The organism is Aquimarina sp. AWH4_224, from assembly GCF_056160245.1.
Window position 1 is genome coordinate 170,435 of sequence record NZ_JBSWWU010000008.1, and the last position, 18,836, is coordinate 189,270.

Below are 18,836 nucleotides of genomic sequence, written 5' to 3' on the forward strand. Positions count from 1 at the left end.
AAAAACATGCTATATAGAGCATAAATTCGGGAATTGACACAAAGTTGATTACTTTGAATTCTTATAGAAATTTGTCTTCGAAAATGGTCTTTAGAAAATTCTGGATTTTACTATTCCTACTTCTTGCACATTGCAATACAGAATATCAAAACAGTAATGATAAGAAAATCCAAGAAAAGGAATCACTATTCAAAATGATTGATCCTTCTGTTTCTAAAATTTATTTCAAAAATGAAGTGTCCGAAACCTTATCATTTAACTTCTTAAACTATGCGTACATATACAACAGTGGAGGAATTGCAGTGGGAGATATCAATAATGATGGATTAGAAGATCTGTATTTTAGCTCTAATCAAAACAGTAACAAATTATACCTAAACAAAGGCAATTTTGTTTTTGAAGACATTACTGAAAAAGCTGGAGTTGAAGATGTTACTGGTTGGACTGCCGGTGTATCGATGATAGATATCAACAATGATGGCTGGATGGATATTTATGTATGCAAATCGGGTTCATTACATGATTCTGAAAAAAGGAAAAACAAATTATATATCAATCAACGAGACGGAACTTTTCTAGAGCAAGCAAAATTCTATGGATTGGATAGCGAAGCCTATTCTACTCAAGCTTACTATCTGGATTACGATAAAGACGGTGATGTCGATATATACTTGGTCAATCATCGTGCTGATTTTAACAACAATGTGGTTGTTGATCCCAGAATACAGAATAATATTGATCCAGAAAGTACAGATCAGCTCTTTGAAAATGTAAACGGAAAATTTAAAAACGTCACACAAACCTCCGGAATTCTAAATAAAGCCTGGGGACTCAGCGCAGCAATTGGTGATTTCAATGAAGATGGATGGCCGGATATTTATGTGGCCAATGATTTTTTGGAACCTGATTTCCTTTATATCAACAATAAGGATGGAACTTTTACTAATCGGATTCTTGAAACTTTTGACCATATTTCTGCCAATAGCATGGGATCAGACTATGCAGATATCAATAATGACCTAAAACCAGATCTTATCGTTTTAGACATGCTTGCCGAAGATCATCAAAGAAGTAAAGAAAACATGGCAACCATGAGCACTGATAACTTCAAGTATTTGGTGGATATTGGATATCATCATCAATACATGTCTAATATGCTTCAGTTGAATCTGGGAAATGGATCTTATAGTGAAATTGGGCAGTTATCAGGTATGGCCAAAACCGACTGGAGTTGGGCACCTTTGATTGCGGATTTTGACAACAATGGGCACAACGATCTTTTGGTTACCAATGGTATCAAACATGATCTTTCTAATCAGGATTTTAGAAATCGTATGCGAAACAATATCCTCAATCAAAAGAAAGTCACTTTGGAAAACAAAATATTTTCGAATGCTGGCACGTATCAATTTCAAAACAAAAATCAAGAATGGGGGTTACATCACAAAATAAACTCAAATGGTGCTGCCTATGTGGATCTTGATAACGACGGTGATTTGGATATTGTATTAAACAATCAAGATGACATTGCCAGTATTTACCAGAATCAACAATCCAACAATTATATAAGTATCACATTGTCTAATCCTGAAAACAAGAATACACTTTTCGGAACTCGCATTAAGGTATACACCAATCAACATCAACAGATGAAAGCGTATTATACCAGTAGAGGTTTTCAATCTTCGGTAACCAACAGACTACATTTTGGTTTGGGCAAAACTGAAATAGTAGACAGTATTGTGATTGATTGGCCTAACGACCAATCCAGTTTTCTAAAAAATGTTGCGGCGAATCAAAAACTTAATATTGACTATAAAAAGAAAGAAGCATTCTCAAAACCACAAACGACAGAGACGGTTGCAATCAAAGTCCACCTCAGTAATGCATTTGGAGTAACCTACAAACATCAGGAAACCCAATTTGATGATTATACACTACAATTATTGCTCCCCCAAAAACAAAGCGAAAAAGGAACTCCAATTGCAGTAGCCGACGTAAATAACGATGGCTTAGAAGATTTCTTTGTAGGGAATGCAAAGGGAGCTAGTGCCATGCTCTATATCCAAAATAATTCGGGTTCTTTTTCTATCATGAGTCAAAACACTTTTGAGCAGGATAGTTATTTCGAAGATCGAAAAGCGCTGTTTTTTGATTATGACAACGATGGAGATTTAGATTTGTATGTTGCCTCCGGAAGTTATGAAGACGCTATCAATAGTTCTTATCTGCAGGATAGAATTTATGAGAATAATGGTCAAGGTCATTTTACACGAAAAGAAAATCTATTACCTAAAATTCAAACGGTATCAGGAGGAATTGCTATTGGAGATTTTGACAACGATCAAGATGAAGATATTTTCATCGGAGGAGATTTTATACCTGGTAAGTATCCTTCTGCTTATCCTTCCTATATTTTGAAAAACGAAAACGGAAAGTTTATTGATGCTACTCAGGATATAGCAAAAGACTTGTCAAACCTTAATCAAATCAATGATGCACTATTTTCTGATTATGATAATGATGGTGATCTAGATCTTATGGTTGTTGGCGAATGGTCTCCGCCTACAATTCTAGAAAATCAGAAAGGAAAATTCGAGACTGCAGATATCAAAGCGCTAAATGATTTGTCTGGTTGGTTTTTTAAAATTTCAGGTTCGGATATTGATAATGACGGTGATATAGATTATCTTTTAGGTAACCTAGGTAAGAATAATAAATTTCATCCCTCTACAGATAAACCTTTCCATATATACGCCAATGATTTTGATATCGACAGTAGTATTGATATTGTCTTAAGCAAAACCACAAAAAAAGGAGTTTTACTGCCTGTTCGAGGAAAGGAATGTTCGTCTCAGCAAATCCCTGGGCTTTCCGAAAAATTTAAGACGTATAATTCATTTGCTGCCGCTTCTTTACCTGAAATCTATGGTCAAGAAGCTCTAGATAATTCAGTTCATTATACTGCTACCTGTTTTACCAGCTTGTTATTAAAAAACAAAGGGCAAGGAAATTTTGATGTTCAAGAACTACCTATCACTGCTCAATTTGGTCCCACTTCAGATTTTTTAGTCGAAGACTTTAATCAAGATGGTTATAAAGATGTTTTTGGTATCGGATCTCTGTATGAAGCCGAAACCGAAACTATTCGCTATGACGGTAACAAAGGGTATTTCTTATTCGGAAACGCGGATCAAACCCAATTTGCTTCTTATCTGCTATCTGATACATTACGACAATTGCAAGCTAAAGCTTGCAGATTTATTACTATCAAGAACAAAAAATACATTCTGATTTTTACCAAAAACAACGAGTCGAAGTTTTTGGAATACAAATTTGAAACAAAAAACCTCCATAAATAGCAGCCACACTATTTACAGAGGTTTCTCCAATTAAAAACTAACATTTATACATTTCTATTCACACGAACGTATGGTTTTCCACCAGTGTTCCCCACTTCCTGGAGTTACCCAAATTGGTCCGGTTTGTGCCTCATATAACACTCCTTGATATACTACTTGATCTCCTTGGTTGTATATTTGTGGGTAAGCTTCCCAATTGGCAACTCCAGCGCAAGAACCACTACCTCCTCCATCAGATTGTACTGAGATTGCAACCGCAGAAGAAGTTGTCGTTCCTCCAGCATTATCCGTGGCAATTGCAGTAATGGTATAATTACCAGTACTTGCATTAGTCCATGAATAACTGTAAGGGCTTGTAATATCTTCACCTAGTTTGGTGTTTCCTTCAAAAAACTCTACTCTAGTAATGGTCCCATCGCTATCAGATGCATTGGCAGAAATTACTATTGTGGTACCTTGAGTAAACGTGCTATTATTTGATGGAGCAGTGATCGCTACCGAAGGTAGTTGATTACTGCCATCTCCTCCTCCATCACCACAATTCTGTACCAATTCCCATGGTTTGCCATTTCCAGTATTAGAAGAGGGCACATCTCCTTGGGTCCACCATTTCGCACGATAGAGTTGATTTTGGTATACTGCTTCCTGTCCGCCTTGATATGCCGTAGCCGAGTTCCATTGCGCCGCGTTACATCCAGTACCATCTCCACCACCATCACCTCCGCCGTCTCCACCATCATATGGTGACTCTGGGTAGTTTTCTGCATTCGCGATGGCTTGGGATTGCGATACTCCATCCAATACCTGACTTGCCACATACAAATATCCATATGCAGAAGAGTTTCCATCCCCTAGCAATAATTGCCAAATCATAATCCCATCGTTGTTGACATTAGTTGCTCCTATATGAGCCGATAGATCCGCCATAGTTTGATAGGTATACGTATAATACGGCCCCCATGGTTCATCTGGATAATGTGTCCCTGCAGCAATCGAGAAACCATACCGATCTGCATAGTGCTTATAAGCATCATACATTATTTTTCTGTTGCTTGCAGCTCCGGTATTATACCCTTGATAGGCTATTAGATCTATTTTATCTCCCACAGCCTCCATCACCGGAATCATATGTCCAGTAGTAGCAAAGCCATATAAACTAATAGCTTGATTTGGAGATGTTGCATTATATAAATTCGCATCAGATTCTCCAGTTACGCTATTCCTCTTACTATAGGCAAATGGCGACGAAGGATCATCATTATTCAAACCTCCTAAGGCTCCAACTCCTGCTGGTGCACAGGCTAAAAGATATTGTCCTTTGGGCATTATCGCTCTTGAATTATTAAAAAAATCAATAAATCGCTGCACATTAATAGGTTCTCCTATGGTAGTAAAACTCCCATTGGGTTCAAAATCCCAATCGATCCCTTCAAATCCCATATCATCGACAAGATCTTTGATTTGTTGATAGTTAATGTCGTAAGCAGCATCCGATCCCCAATACGTCTCTCCTCCTACGGATAATATCACTTTGGTCCCTTTTGATTTTAAGATAGCTACAGATTCTTTCAGCGTAGCACCTCCATACGGTGTTTGGATACCTGTATTTGTTATATCCAGTGACCCTTTCTGATATCTTAAATTAGGTCTTGCAAAAGCCAAAAACACATGGGTAACATGCTTTGGGATATCTCTTAGTTTAGAACCCTGACCTGTCGTAGTCCAACTCTCTGACCATGAAGGGAAATATCCCAAAATAATGGGTTGTGTAAGCGCAGTTTTTCCATCAAGCTGAACGGATGGATCTTCCTCTCTGAGATCATTTACAAAGCTCTCATTATTGCAAGAAAACAATAATGCTAGCATAGTAATTACTGTGATAATTCTTTTCATTGATTTCATAATATATAGTTAGATGTTTGTGTTAGGTAGTATTTATTTCATGCATTCTTGTTTAAATAGTTCATTGAAAGAAGGAAAAAAGAGAGAAACGGAATACAATTCACAATTTCTCTCTTTAAAATCAAGTGTGTGTTAGAAGTTTCCTCCAGGCACATCCCACCACAGGCGGGTACCTGCATTATCAGGTCCTCCCAATTTGGTTACCGCATCGGCCACACCATCTGGGTTGGTTTGTAATTCGCTATCTACAAAAGGTATTCTTCTGATCTGAAGATCGGTATCTACAACACCTCCACTCTGGTTACTTACTACGGGGAATATTTTTGGATATCCCGTACGTCTATATTCACTCCATGCCTCTTGCCCTTCTGGGAATAAGGCGATCCATTTTTGAGTAATGATACGCTCCAGTTTTTCTTCGTTAGTAGCCGCATCATCCCAGGCAATCGTGATGGTGCTTAAAGCATTTATACTATTTCCTGGTGTAACAGGATCTACGTAATCCATGGGAATTCTTGTTCCGTTGGACACATAATCTGATATACCTCCTAAGCCATATTGCTGAAACGAAGTAGTAATTCCTTGTTCGTAGTTACCCTGTACATCTCCTGCACCGGTCCAACCTCTTAATCCAGCTTCTGCTTTTAAGAAAAATACTTCGGCGGCTGCCATCAATTGCACTCGTGGTGTTAATACCTCATCAGCCAATAAAGAAAAAGTAACATAGTCTGCTTTTTGCGCTAGCTCATCATCATATCCTGGTAAAAGTGGCAATCCATTTCGAACTCCTTTATATACTCCTTCTTCAACTTCTGAAGTGTTAAAGTAGCTACCAACTCTAGGGTCTTCATATCCTACCAAAATAGATTCCATCGAAGCATTCATACGAATATCCCCCCAAGAATTATTAATAGTGCGTACCGGATGATCTAATGTTCCATTCACAAAAAAACCATCGGGATTAGCTTCAATAAGTCCTATAGGATGATTCAATGATTTCTCACCTTCGGATTGTGCCTTGGTGGGCGCTACTTTTGAAATTCGGATTGCTAAACGTAACCGAAGTGCATTGGCATATTTAATCCAATTCTCATAATTTCCTCCATAGGCTAAATCAAAAGCTGCAAACCTTGGGCTATCAATATTATCTGATAGTATTTGAATGGCTTCTTCCAGATCTGCGAAAAAAGCATTGTATGCTTCCTCCTGTGAGTCATACTCACTCGTTGTTGCAGATTCTCCAAATTTGGTATACACTATTGGTCCAAATACATCAGATACTCTGTGCATAGCAGTAACTTTAAGTATTTGAGAAACTGCGAACAACTCTGGAAATGTTTCCCGGGTTTCGTTTTCAATGGTCTTGGCATTGTTCATTACATTAGAATATGGTACACTCCAAATGAAATTATTCCAACCACTTACCAAATTATAGGTGGTATTGTTCGCCCCAGCTACAAAGGGTCTGGGATTAGTCATATATCCAGAAAACACATCTGCATTGAGATTTTGCTGTAGTTGAAAAGACCATGGCGGTGTATATTGATAGATATTCTCGAACATAGGCTTATATAAAGATCCTACATTCTGAAAGTCCACTTCTAACTGTTCTTGAGTAATGTTTCTGGGGTTTCCGTCCAGATCTTCTAAACCTTCAGCACAGGAAGACAAGAAAAGTGATATTACCACAAACCCCGATAAAAATATATTGCTGTTTTTCATTTTACTAATTTTAGAAACTTAGATTAACATTCAACCCCCAACTTCTGGTTGAAGGAAGTCCTAATACATCAACACCTTGTAAAGCGTTCCCTGTACTTAAAGTCACGTTTGGATCATGCGGAGCATCTTTATAAAAGAAGAATAAATTGTTACCGATTAACGATGCTTTTATGCTTCTGAAAAAAGAATTTTCAGAAAGTTGGAAATTATATCCTAAAGCAATTTCGGCCAGACGTACATTGGTAGCGCTGTATACATACTCTCCTGTAAATCCATTTCTTCCTCCTGCAAGTCCATAATACTCTTGTGCGGTCAAAGTCGACACATCTCCCGTTGGGCTTACTACTTCAATCAATGCATTTTCGGTTTCTCTTTGTGTATTATTGCTCAAACCTTCTACAATGGCTTCAGTCATACTGATGGTTTCTCCTCCAAATTTCCCATCGATCAAGAAATCCAAACTAATATTTTTATAAGTCATGGTGTTGTTCCACCCCAAGGTAAAGTCAGGATTGGCATTACCCACTTTTTCTAGTCCCGCAATGGTATTGTCTGGGTTTTCATCATTGATTACTATAGCTCCTGCGTCAACCACAGGCCTTCCGTTGGCGTCTCTTTTTACCACTTGCGCATAGATATCTCCATACTGCCCTCCTTCTACCAAATAAGAGGCAAAAGTATTTACCCCAGGAGGCGAAATCACTTGATTATCAATTTGTACATCGTCAGATGGGTTACTGATTTCTTGAACCTCATTGTCATTAGCCGCAAAATTGATATTCGAAGTCCATTTAAAATTTTCTGTTTGAACCGGAGTAACAAAAATTGACGCTTCGAATCCTTCGTTAATGATATCTCCAGAGTTTACTCCTACAGTTACTGAACCTGTTCCTGTGGATACTGGTACTTGAAAATATTGATCCACCGTACTGGTATGATAATACCCAATATCGAACCCAAATCGATTATCAAAGAATCTCCACTCGGTTCCTATCTCAAATGAGCTTTGTTGTTCTGGGCGAACCTCGCCCAAAGGTCTTACCGGATCCAAAGGACTTAATCCACCTCCGAAAAGAATTTGTCGTTCAGGAAATACTGTGTTTGCCGGTACATCATTACCTACCTGAGCATAAGATCCTCTTATTTTTGCAAAGGAAATTTTTTCTCCCATATCAAAAATCTCTGTCAAAATACCCGTAATACCTGCCGATGGATAGAAATAAGAGTTATTACTAGAAGGTAAAGAAGAAGACCAATCATTTCTAGCGGTAAGATCTACAAATACCTTTTCATTAAATCCAATGGTAGCACTCGCAAAAATTGAGTTTACCTTTTTGTCTAACGAACTTTGAAATAGAGAAACTTGTGGGTTTGCATTAAAATTCTGAATAGAAAACACATTCGCAAATTGTAAGCCTCCGTTAGTTCCAGAGTCTGCATTTAATAATTCTACAGTAGTTCTCGTCGTACTCGTCCCGACATTTGCTGAAAGTGATATGGTATTAAACTGTTTATTTATCGTAGCGATCACATCTCCGTAAAGTTGTCTGATATCCTGCTCTGTAAAAATGTACCTTCCATTTTCAGGAGCCAGTGTGGCCTCTGTAGTTGCATGAACCTTTTTTTCGTAATTCAAAAAAGTTTGATCATATGTACCTCTACTCTGAACAGAAATCCAATCGTTGATTTTGAATTTTAAATTCATGGAAGCTAACAACTTTCTATTAGTGTCTTCACTCGCGTTTCTGTTTAATATCCAATAGGGGTTTTGTTCGATATCCGAAGTCGCTCTAAACCAGCGTTGACTTTGAATGTTTCTATCTGGATCTAATTCTTCAAAATTCCCATAATCCGATAGTCGTTCTCCTGGAGAATCAAAGTTGTATGCTCCCACAAGTGGGTTAAAATACAAACCTGAAACCGGTCGATTATCAATGGTTTGTGTAGATGCCAATACATTGGCACTAGCTGTCAAAACACCGTCGAAGAATTGTGCATTCTCTCGAATATTTATCGTATGCTGACTCATTTTATTGGTGGGTAATATCCCAGAAGCGAAGGTGTTGGAATATGAAAAATACGTTTGCGCTTTCTCACTTCCTCCAGAAAGAGAAACCGCATTAATATTGGTAACCCCATTGTTGAAGAAATCCTCAATATTACTTTCAGCCTCATCGTTAAGATCGATATAATACGCCGCAGACTCTACTAATAAATTAGAAGACGCTTCTACCTTAAAAGATCCTGCTCTTCCTTTTTTGGTCGTAATTAATATGACCCCGTTCAATCCTGCGCTTCCGTAAAGTGCAGATGCCGAAGCTCCTTTTAAAACGGTTAAGGATTCTATATCGTCTGGATTAATTAAAGACAATACATCTCCTCCATCACGGTTTCCACCGTTGATATCTCCAAAGGTATCCAAGGGTTGTCCTCCCGTAGGGTTGGATAATGGTACCCCATCAATTACATATAAGGGTTGGTTATTCCCCAATGAAGCATTTCCTCGCAAAGTAACTTTTACAGATCCCCCAGCACCTGAGGAGCTGCGGTTTACGACTACCCCAGAAACTTTCCCCGAGAGACTATTTACCGGATTAGTCTGCCGTACTTTGTTTAGTTCATCGGCATTAATGTCCTGAGCAGCATAGGTGAGTGATTTTCTACTTTTTGCGATACCCAATGCGGTAACAACAACATCTTCGAGTTGTTCCAGGTTCTCTTCCATAGCAACATCGATTATGTTTGATGCTCCTACAGTAACCGAAATAGTGGTGAGTCCCACATAACTAAACTCCAAGACATCACCCGCAGATGCCGTAATAGTATATTTACCATCAAAATCTGTTTGTGCCCCTTTTGCCGTTCCTTTTACAATTACATTAACTCCTGGAAGCGGCATGGCATTTTCTCCCGTCGAAGTTACTGTTCCCGAAATTGTTTTTTCTTGTGCTTTGACCTGTTGAATCATTAATAGTGCTAAAAGAACAGAAAAAACTAGAATAGTTCTTTTCATGAAATTAAGATTGATTTGTTTGATTATTTCCGATTTAAAGGTTTTATGAATAAACTTGAAAAAGAAATTAAATATCTAAACAGCATCAAAAAAACAACAAACGACGTGTTTCCTCATATGAGCGTTTTTGCGATTGAGTACTTTTTAAAATATTCCTTAAAGTATTTTGTTTTTGAATAAAAAAACACATAATTTTTTCACGTTTTTTAACAAATTCACACAAAAAACATCAAAAACCGTGTTTAACTGGATAGCAACATCTGATGGTTATAAAATGCCAAAAAAGTATCATTTCATATTTTGGGCAGGCTATTTTTTGATCAATTTTATTCGTTGGGGAAGTTACTTCGATGATTATGTGTATTCATTGAAGTCAAATCTGGTAGAGTTCTTTATACATATTCCGATTACTTATTTTCATATTTATTACTTGATTCCCAAATTTGTTCTTAAGAAGAAATTACCACTCTATCTTATCACAGCAATATTAACCTTGGCTGTGGCATACATCGTACGAACAGAACTTAATCTTCTGTTAGTGACCAGCAATATCTGGCCAGAAGCTATCGGGACCCAAAAAGCCTATAGTTTTAATCATATCCTAGCGGTTACTATTGGAGAAGTATATGTAGTTGCACTCGCTACCGCGATAAAACTAACCATGGATTGGATTGCCGAACGAAGGAAGAATTCTCAGCTAAAACAATTACAACTCAAAACCGAATTAAAATATCTCAAATCACAAATACAACCTCATTTCTTCTTTAACACCTTAAATAATTTGTATTATTTAACGATAGAAAAATCGGATAAAGCTTCTGATGTGGTTCTTAAATTATCCGAAATCATGCAGTATGTTTTGTACGACGTTAAAGAACCGAAAATTGGATTGCTTAATGAAATTAACTATATCGAAAGTTACTTAGAACTAGAACGATTACGACATGGTGAAAAAGTAAACTCAGAAATTCAGATCAGAGGGAACATTGATGATATTTCTATTCCTCCATTGTTATTACTACCTTTTATCGAGAATTGTTTTAAACATGGTAGTAAAAACAATGAAGAAGTACGTCTCGACATTCATTTTGAAAATGAGAAAAACGAACATCTCATTTTTAAAGCCAAAAACAACTTTAATTCTGATTATACGGATGACAAAAAAAGAGGTATCGGAATTGAAAATGTAAGACGAAGATTAGAATTATTATACAAAAACAAATACTCTTTAGAGACCAAAGTAATAGATAATACGTTTAACGTATTATTAAAAATCCCCATCCTATGATTGTCAAATGCATTATAATAGATGACGAGCCATTCGCGATAAAAGTAATCGAATCACACCTGGCTTCTTTTAAAAACATAGAACTTTTAGGATCTTTTCACAATCCTATAGAAGCTTTAGAAATTATAGAACAAGGAGAAGTCGATGTCATCTTTCTGGATATCAATATGCCCGGGATGAACGGATTAGATTTCATCAAAAACAGTAGAAACAACTATCAGATTATTATCACCACAGCGTATCGCGAGTATGCTGTAGAGAGCTTTGAACTCGACGTACTGGATTATTTGGTAAAACCTATTCCTTTTAATCGTTTTTTAAAAACCATCAATAAGCTTACTCAAGTAATTAATAAAGACCAATCAAAAAATGAAGAGTATCAAGGAAATAAAGATCCTTTTATTTTTCTTAAAGTGGATAAAAAGCTGGTAAAAATACTCTTGAAAGATATTCTTTACATCGAAAGCCTTAAAGATTATATTAAGGTGATTACTACACATGGTAATTATCTGGTTCATAAATCGTTGACAGGAATTACAGAAGAGTTACCTGATTCTAATTTTATACGTGTGCACCGCTCCTATACTATTGCTATCGATAAAATTAAATCTATTGAAGGCAATCTGGTAGAAATCGATTCTAAACGAATCCCGATTGGCCGTAACTACTCCAAACACGTAAAAGAAACTATTTTCAGCAACAACAAAGATTTACATATTTAAAATATCATTATACATGATCACACTTTCAACCCTAGACCTTATTCTTATATTTTCATTTTTCACACTCACTTTATTAATTGGTATTTGGGTTTCTAGAACCTCGGGGAAAAATACCAGCGAATTCTTTCTATCGGGTAGAAACATGCCTTGGTGGTTATTGGGACTATCTATGGTGGCCACCACCTTTTCTACTGATACTCCAAATTTGGTTACCGATATTGTTAGGAAAGGAGGAGTATCTGGCAACTGGGCATGGTGGGCTTTTTTGATTACAGGTTTACTCACTGTATTTGTATATGCCAAATTGTGGCGTAAGTCTAATGTAAATACCGATATAGAATTTTATGATCTAAGATATGGAGGTAAACCAGCGCATTTTTTACGTGGATTTAGAGCAGTATATCTAGGGATCATTTTTAATGTACTCGCAATGTCTGGTGTTACCCTTGCTGCTATAAAAATTGGACAAGTGATGCTTGGGTTAACAGCCTTAGAAACTGTAGGTATTGCTTCGGTAGTAACTGTTATTTTTAGCGCTATTGGAGGGTTTAAAGGAGTAGTGTATACGGATTTCATTCTTTTCTTTACAGCAATGATTGGTGCACTTGGAGCCGCCTATTACATAGTAAATTTACCTGAGGTGGATGGCGTAGCCAATCTTATAGCTCACCCACAAGTGGCCGATAAGATCTCGTTACTTCCTGATTTTGATAATACCGAATTATTGGTATCATTATTAATCATTCCACTTGCTGTGCAATGGTGGAGTTCATGGTATCCTGGAGCCGAACCTGGCGGTGGTGGATACATTGCACAACGTATGCTGGCAGCCAAAAATGAGAATCATGCTATTGGCGCTACCCTATTTTTTAACATCATGCATTATGCTATCCGACCATGGCCATGGATTTTGGTAGCACTCGCTTCTTTGGTATTATACCCAAAAGATGATGCCAACACCATGGAAGCTGCTAAAAGCAATTATATAGAAATGCAAAAGTTGGCAGAAACCAGAGAGCTTACTCCTGAAGAAGCTGAACGAATGGACGCTTATTATTTTGCTTCAGAAGGGTTAACCGCGATAAGACAAGCGTTCCCCGAAGATAAAGTGCAAAAAGATAAGATAGGTCATGATATTGCATATTCTGCAATGCTTACTCGTTTACCTTCTGGACTGTTGGGTATTGTTTTGGCTTCGCTAATAGCAGCTTTCATGTCAACTATTTCTACGCATCTCAACTGGGGATCTTCCTACATCGTAAATGATTTTTATGCTCAACAAATCAACAAAAAAGCTTCAGAAAAAGAGCTGGTGCTCGTAGGAAGAATAAGTACTGCTATTTTGATGATTCTTAGCGCCGTCTTAGCATTATTGCTCACCAACGCTAAGCAGATTTTTGATTATATTATTATGTTTGGTGCAGGAACCGGACTTATTTTCATCTTGAGATGGTTTTGGTGGAGAATCAATGCCTGGAGCGAAATCTCTGCTATGTTTGCCTCAGGAATTGTATCTATAATTTTTGGATTAGAATCTTTAGACCACGCATTATTTGCTGAAGGAATGCTTCCTGGATGGTCAAAATATCCAATTATTGTGGGGATTACAACTGTAATTTGGCTTATTGTAACCTTCGTTACTAAACCAGAAGACGACAAGGTGTTATTCGATTTTTATAAAAAAATACAACCCGGAGGACCTGGTTGGAAAAGTACTATTCAAAAGGCGAAAAATCAAGATCTAAATATTGTTACTGATAATAGCACATGGAGTGTTCCTTCAGGAATATTGGCAATGATTGTAGGGTGTATTATGATCTATGGAGTACTTTTTGCTGCTGGATATTGGATCTATGGAGAATATACTTTTGCAATTATTTTAACAATAGTTGTTATTGTCGCTGTCTACATTTTAAGTAAGTTGTGGAAGAAAATTAAAACCACCATCTTATAAGAGACGGCTCACAATACATGATTAGATTTTTTTTACCCTTACTATTAGTTCTGGGGTTCACTACTATTGAGGCTCAAGAACATACATTTACAAGGCAAGACACTTTAAGAGGTTCGATAACACCAGAAAGAGCATGGTGGGATCTTACCTACTACCATCTGGATATAACCGTAAAGCCAGATCAGAAAACCATCTCAGGAAAAAATACGATACAATATAGAGTATTGGATGCTCATAATACCATGCAAATTGACTTGCAGTCTCCTTTGAAGATTGAGAAGGTAATGCAAGGCAATCAAGAGCTAAAAGTAAATTCTGAAGGAAATGCCCATTTTGTGACACTTACTGATGAACAAAAGAAAAATGACGTCAATACTGTAGAGGTATACTATAGTGGAAAACCTCGAAAAGCTGTAAATGCTCCTTGGGATGGGGGTATTTCCTGGAAAAAAGATAAAAATGGAAAACACTTTGTTGCATCTTCTTGCCAAGGACTTGGTGCTAGCGTTTGGTGGCCCAATAAGGATCATATGTATGATGAAGTCGACAGTCTTTTGATCAGCGTGAATGTTCCTAAAGGTTTAATGAATGTATCGAATGGTAGACTGCGAAAGATCGATGAACATAATAATGGGACTCGAACCTTTCATTGGTTTGTCAGTAATCCTATCAATAATTATGGAGTGAATATTAATATTGGGGATTATATTCATTTTGGAGAACAGTATAAAGGTGAAAAAGGGTATTTGGATATGGATTATTATGTGCTACGTTATAATCTCGATAAAGCCAAAGAGCATTTTAAAGATGCTCCCAAAATGATGAAAGCTTTTGAACATTGGTTCGGCCCCTACCCGTTTTATGAAGATAGTTTTAAACTGGTAGAAGTTCCCTATTTGGGTATGGAACATCAAAGTTCTGTGACCTATGGCAATCAATACAAAAATGGATATCTGGGTCGAGATCTTTCTGGTTCTGGTTGGGGGTTAAAATTTGACTTTATTATTATTCATGAAGCTGGTCATGAATGGTTTGCCAACAATATCACTTACAAAGATGCTGCAGACATGTGGGTACATGAAGGATTTACCGCGTATTCTGAAAATCTGTTTCTGGATTATTATTATGGCGCAAAAGCGGCAGAAGAGTATGTGATCGGAACACGAAGAAATATTCAAAACGATAGGCCAGTTATTGGCACCTATGATGTTAATCATGAAGGTTCCAGTGACATGTACTACAAAGGAGCCAATATGCTGCATACCCTAAGACAACTTATCGAAGATGATGAAAAATGGCGTACTATTCTTAGAGGATTAAATGAAGATTTTTATCATCAAACCGTTACCACAAAACAAATAGAAGATTATTTAAGCAAAGCTACTAATATTGACCTTACTCAGTTTTTTGATCAATATTTGAGAACGATCAAAATACCAAATCTTGAGTATGCTTATAAAGATGGAGTTCTTAAATATCGCTATACCAATGTGGTTGAAAAATTTGATATGCCCGTACGAATTTTTGTTGATGATAAAGCGCATTGGATACAACCGAATGCCAAATGGCAAAGTAAAAAGTTGACTGGAAGCAATTTGCGGGTTGATGCCAATTTTTATGTACATCCAACACCCATATAATGATCGTTTCAGAAGTTGATTTACCAAAGAACTCTTTGCTAGCGAATACAAGGCATGATTATACGGATAGCTTCTCTGGTAGCATCAATACTTCCTCTACTATTAATCAGCATCAATTAGTAAAAGCTTTTTTTGTATCCTCTCCAAAATGGGTGGGCGCATTACTATTTTTACGAAATAAAATTGTGGCTGTATTTGGACTCAAAACCGGTGAAGCAATTTCAAAAGAAGACATTCTTAGGAAAGATTTCAGACTACGGAAAGGAGATGCTGTTGGAATTTTTAGAGTATACGACAAAAGTGAAGATGAAATTATTTTTGGAGAGGACGACAGCCATCTTAATTTTAGAGTCTCTCTTTTATTGACACAAGAAAACACAACCAGGGATTTGATCATATCTACAGTTGTGGTATTCAATAACTGGTTAGGAAAGTTATATTTTCTTCCAGTAAAACCCTTCCATAAGCGTATCGTAAAAAGTATGCTCAAAAGAACACTAAAAGAATTAAAAAACTAAACAATTACTCGAGTAAATGAAAATTTATTTTCCACAATGGCAAGGATCTGGTACAGGAAAAAATATTGAACCTGGAGCAGAAGCGATTCTAAAACACCTTGATGACCCAGAATTCGTAAATATCCCCTTATCCAGCATCGCAGCTGGAGCACACGGAATACAAAAACATCATATTAACAACTACGATGCCATTACCGAACAATTAACTCGCTTAAAAAAAGAAATAGCTACCGTGCAACCCGACACTCTCAAAACTATTGGTGGAGATTGTGGATTAGAAATTGTGCCTGTATCTTATCTGAATCAGAAATATCCCAATTTGGGGGTTATATGGTTTGATGCACATGCTGATATTAACAAGCCTTATGACTCCCCAAGTTGTAATTTTCATGGCATGCCTTTACGTACATTGTTAGGCGAAGGAGAACCCGAAATGAATCCTTTATTGTTTTCAACCATTACCGCATCACAAATCCATTACGTAGGGTTACGAGATATAGATAAGACCGAAAAAGACAGGATTGAAAAAGGAGAAATCTATGCTCCGACCAAAATAGATGTTGATCACCTTACGGAGACCTTGAAGGCTAAAGGTATCACCCATTTGTACCTGCACTTCGATTTTGATTGTTTAGAGCCTAACGATTATGATAAAACCTATTATAATGTTCCCAATGGAGTAAGTATTGCTGATGCTGAAACCTGCATAGAGGCACTTACCGAGAATTTTACGGTTGTAGGAAGTAGTGTTCTTGAATCTGTAACGACAAAAAGTGAAGAACTACAACCGATTTCAAAAATTATCGATCTTTTAATCTGACACTGTTATGGACTCTAAATTCGTATTCTCATTCTTACTAATTTTCACCTTTTTTATTTGGGGGTGCAGCAATGAAACCGCAAAGATAGATACGAACGACAAAGAAAATAAGAAAAACGAAGTATTGGTATTAGGAGCTATTCATGGTGGACATCTTACAGATTCCGTATATAATACAGCGTATTTAACTCAACTAATAAGAGCAATACAACCAGATTATATCCTAGCAGAAATACCTCCGGATCGATTTGATCAAGCGGTAAAAGAATTCAAAGAAAATGATAGTATTTCAGAATCCCGAGTACGTCGGTTTCCTGAATATGTGGATGTAGTTTTTCCGCTAACCAAAGAAATGAATTTTGAAATCATCCCTACTGCTGGGTGGACATTACCCATGGCGCAAGAACGCAGTCAAAAATTACGGGCCATAAGCAAAGACTCTACTCGAATTGAAGACTGGAATGCGTATCGCAAAGCAAACCGTACATCTGATTCTGTTTACCAAGCAACAGGAAGAGTAAATGATCCATATTTTATTCATACCCACACTTATGATAGTATACAAGATATCGCTTTGCAGGTATATAATGATTTGTTTAATGTAGAATTAGGCCTGGGAGGATGGGATAATATCAATATTGCTCATTATTGGAAAATTGAAAAAGCATTAGAAAAACATCGGTATCAAAATAAAAGAATGCTTATTATATATGGAGCAGGTCATAAAGGTTGGTTTTTAAGAGAGTTAAGAAAGCGTGATGATATCAAATTGTTAGATATGAAACCTTTTCTTGATCAAATATCTCAAAACCCATCCTAAAACTGAAGATCGGACAACTTATTAAAAAGTTCTATGAAAGCAATTGTATTTGAAGAATTTAAAGGTCCTCTAACCATACAAAATGTACAAGACCCAACGCCTAATCCGCACAGTGTTGTTATTAAGGTTACTGCAACCGGATTATGCCGTAGTGATTGGCATGGTTGGATGGGACATGATCCAGATATTAGATTACCACATGTCCCAGGGCATGAATTGGCTGGAGTTATTGAGGCTACCGGGAAATTCGTCAAAAACTTTAAAATTGGAGATAGAGTTACCGTTCCCTTTGTAGCGGGTTGCGGTCACTGTGGTGAATGTATATCTGGCAATCATCAAGTATGCGATCACCAATCCCAACCCGGATTTACACACTGGGGTTCGTTTGCAGAGTATGTTGCTATAGATTATGCAGATACCAATTTGGTTCGACTACCCGATTCGATCAATGATGAAACCGCTGCTACTTTGGGGTGTCGATTCATTACATCGTTTAGAGCTGTTGTAGAGCAAGGCAAAGTAAGTGCAGGACAATTTGTAGCAATTCATGGATGCGGTGGCGTTGGTTTGTCGGCAATAATGATCGCAAAAGCTATAGGAGCGCAAGTTATTGCGATAGATATCAATGATCAAACTTTACAATTTGCCAAAGAATTGGGTGCATTTGCAACAATTAATGCAAAGGATCAAAAACATATTGTGGATGAAATACGATCCTTGACCAATGGAGGTGTTCATGTTTCCCTCGATGCTTTAGGAAGTGCAGCCACTTGTTTTAATTCTGTAGCTAATCTCAGAAAAAGAGGAAAACATATTCAGGTAGGTCTAATGACCGGAGATCACGCACATCCCAAAATCCCAATGGACATGGTATTAGCTAATGAGTTGGAAGTAATTGGAAGTCATGGGATGCAAGCTTACAAATATCCAGAGATGTTACAAATGATAAGTGCGGGTACGTTGAAACCCCAAAAATTAATCCAGAAAACGATTTCTCTCGAGGATGCAATAACCGCCCTACCCCAAATGAACACTTTTCAAAATATGGGAGTACAAGTAATTAACTCTTTTTAAA

General features: G+C 37.1%; 12 protein-coding genes. 9 read left to right on the forward strand and 3 right to left on the reverse strand.

All coding sequences use genetic code 11. The features are described from left to right. Positions 1–53 precede the first annotated feature (53 nt). Entirely contained in the window at positions 54–3,362 is a 3,309-nt protein-coding gene (locus ACXAGJ_RS16535) for a VCBS repeat-containing protein (RefSeq protein ID WP_474841237.1), read from the forward strand. 54 nt (positions 3,363–3,416) lie between these two features. Here the strand turns inward: ACXAGJ_RS16535 and ACXAGJ_RS16540 are convergent, their stop codons facing one another. From ACXAGJ_RS16540 to ACXAGJ_RS16550, 3 genes are all read right to left on the reverse strand, one after another. Then, the gene (locus ACXAGJ_RS16540) at positions 3,417–5,255 is read right to left on the reverse strand and encodes an Ig-like domain-containing protein (RefSeq protein WP_474841238.1); all 1,839 of its coding nucleotides are present in this window, start codon (positions 5,253–5,255) and stop codon (positions 3,417–3,419) included. A gap of 141 nt (positions 5,256–5,396) precedes the next feature. Further along, entirely contained in the window at positions 5,397–6,986 is a 1,590-nt protein-coding gene (locus tag ACXAGJ_RS16545) for a RagB/SusD family nutrient uptake outer membrane protein (protein ID WP_474841239.1), read from the reverse strand. A 10-nt stretch (positions 6,987–6,996) separates the two neighbouring features. Continuing rightward, positions 6,997–9,999 (reverse strand): TonB-dependent receptor plug domain-containing protein, encoded by a 3,003-nt coding sequence (locus tag ACXAGJ_RS16550; protein WP_474841240.1) that lies wholly within the window; start codon positions 9,997–9,999, stop codon positions 6,997–6,999. 238 nt (positions 10,000–10,237) lie between these two features. Here ACXAGJ_RS16550 and ACXAGJ_RS16555 point away from each other — a divergent pair, with 238 nt between their 5' ends. Genes ACXAGJ_RS16555 through ACXAGJ_RS16590 form a run of 8 tightly spaced genes read left to right on the forward strand, consistent with a single transcriptional unit; the run spans position 10,238 to position 18,835 of the window. Next, on the forward strand, positions 10,238–11,287 hold the full coding sequence (locus ACXAGJ_RS16555; RefSeq protein ID WP_474841241.1) for a sensor histidine kinase: 1,050 nt from the start codon (positions 10,238–10,240) through the stop codon (positions 11,285–11,287). Continuing rightward, positions 11,284–12,009, forward strand: a complete 726-nt coding sequence (locus tag ACXAGJ_RS16560; protein WP_073314759.1) for a LytR/AlgR family response regulator transcription factor — start codon at positions 11,284–11,286, stop codon at positions 12,007–12,009. The genes ACXAGJ_RS16555 and ACXAGJ_RS16560 overlap by 4 nt, the downstream gene beginning before the upstream one ends. 13 nt (positions 12,010–12,022) lie before the next feature. After that, positions 12,023–13,963, forward strand: coding sequence for a sodium:solute symporter family protein (locus ACXAGJ_RS16565; protein ID WP_474841242.1), 1,941 nt, complete (start codon positions 12,023–12,025; stop codon positions 13,961–13,963). A 17-nt stretch (positions 13,964–13,980) separates the two neighbouring features. Further along, on the forward strand, positions 13,981–15,603 hold the full coding sequence (locus tag ACXAGJ_RS16570) for a M1 family metallopeptidase (RefSeq protein ID WP_474841243.1): 1,623 nt from the start codon (positions 13,981–13,983) through the stop codon (positions 15,601–15,603). Continuing rightward, positions 15,603–16,121, forward strand: coding sequence for a DUF2867 domain-containing protein (locus ACXAGJ_RS16575; RefSeq protein ID WP_474841244.1), 519 nt, complete (start codon positions 15,603–15,605; stop codon positions 16,119–16,121). Before ACXAGJ_RS16570 ends, ACXAGJ_RS16575 begins: the two co-directional genes overlap by 1 nt. Before the next feature lie 16 nt (positions 16,122–16,137). Continuing rightward, on the forward strand, positions 16,138–16,941 hold the full coding sequence (locus ACXAGJ_RS16580) for an arginase family protein (protein WP_474841245.1): 804 nt from the start codon (positions 16,138–16,140) through the stop codon (positions 16,939–16,941). 7 nt (positions 16,942–16,948) lie between these two features. Next, on the forward strand, positions 16,949–17,761 hold the full coding sequence (locus tag ACXAGJ_RS16585) for a hypothetical protein (protein WP_474841246.1): 813 nt from the start codon (positions 16,949–16,951) through the stop codon (positions 17,759–17,761). A 33-nt stretch (positions 17,762–17,794) separates the two neighbouring features. Beyond that, positions 17,795–18,835, forward strand: a complete 1,041-nt coding sequence (locus ACXAGJ_RS16590) for a zinc-dependent alcohol dehydrogenase family protein (protein WP_474841247.1) — start codon at positions 17,795–17,797, stop codon at positions 18,833–18,835. Position 18,836: the final 1 nt, after the last annotated feature.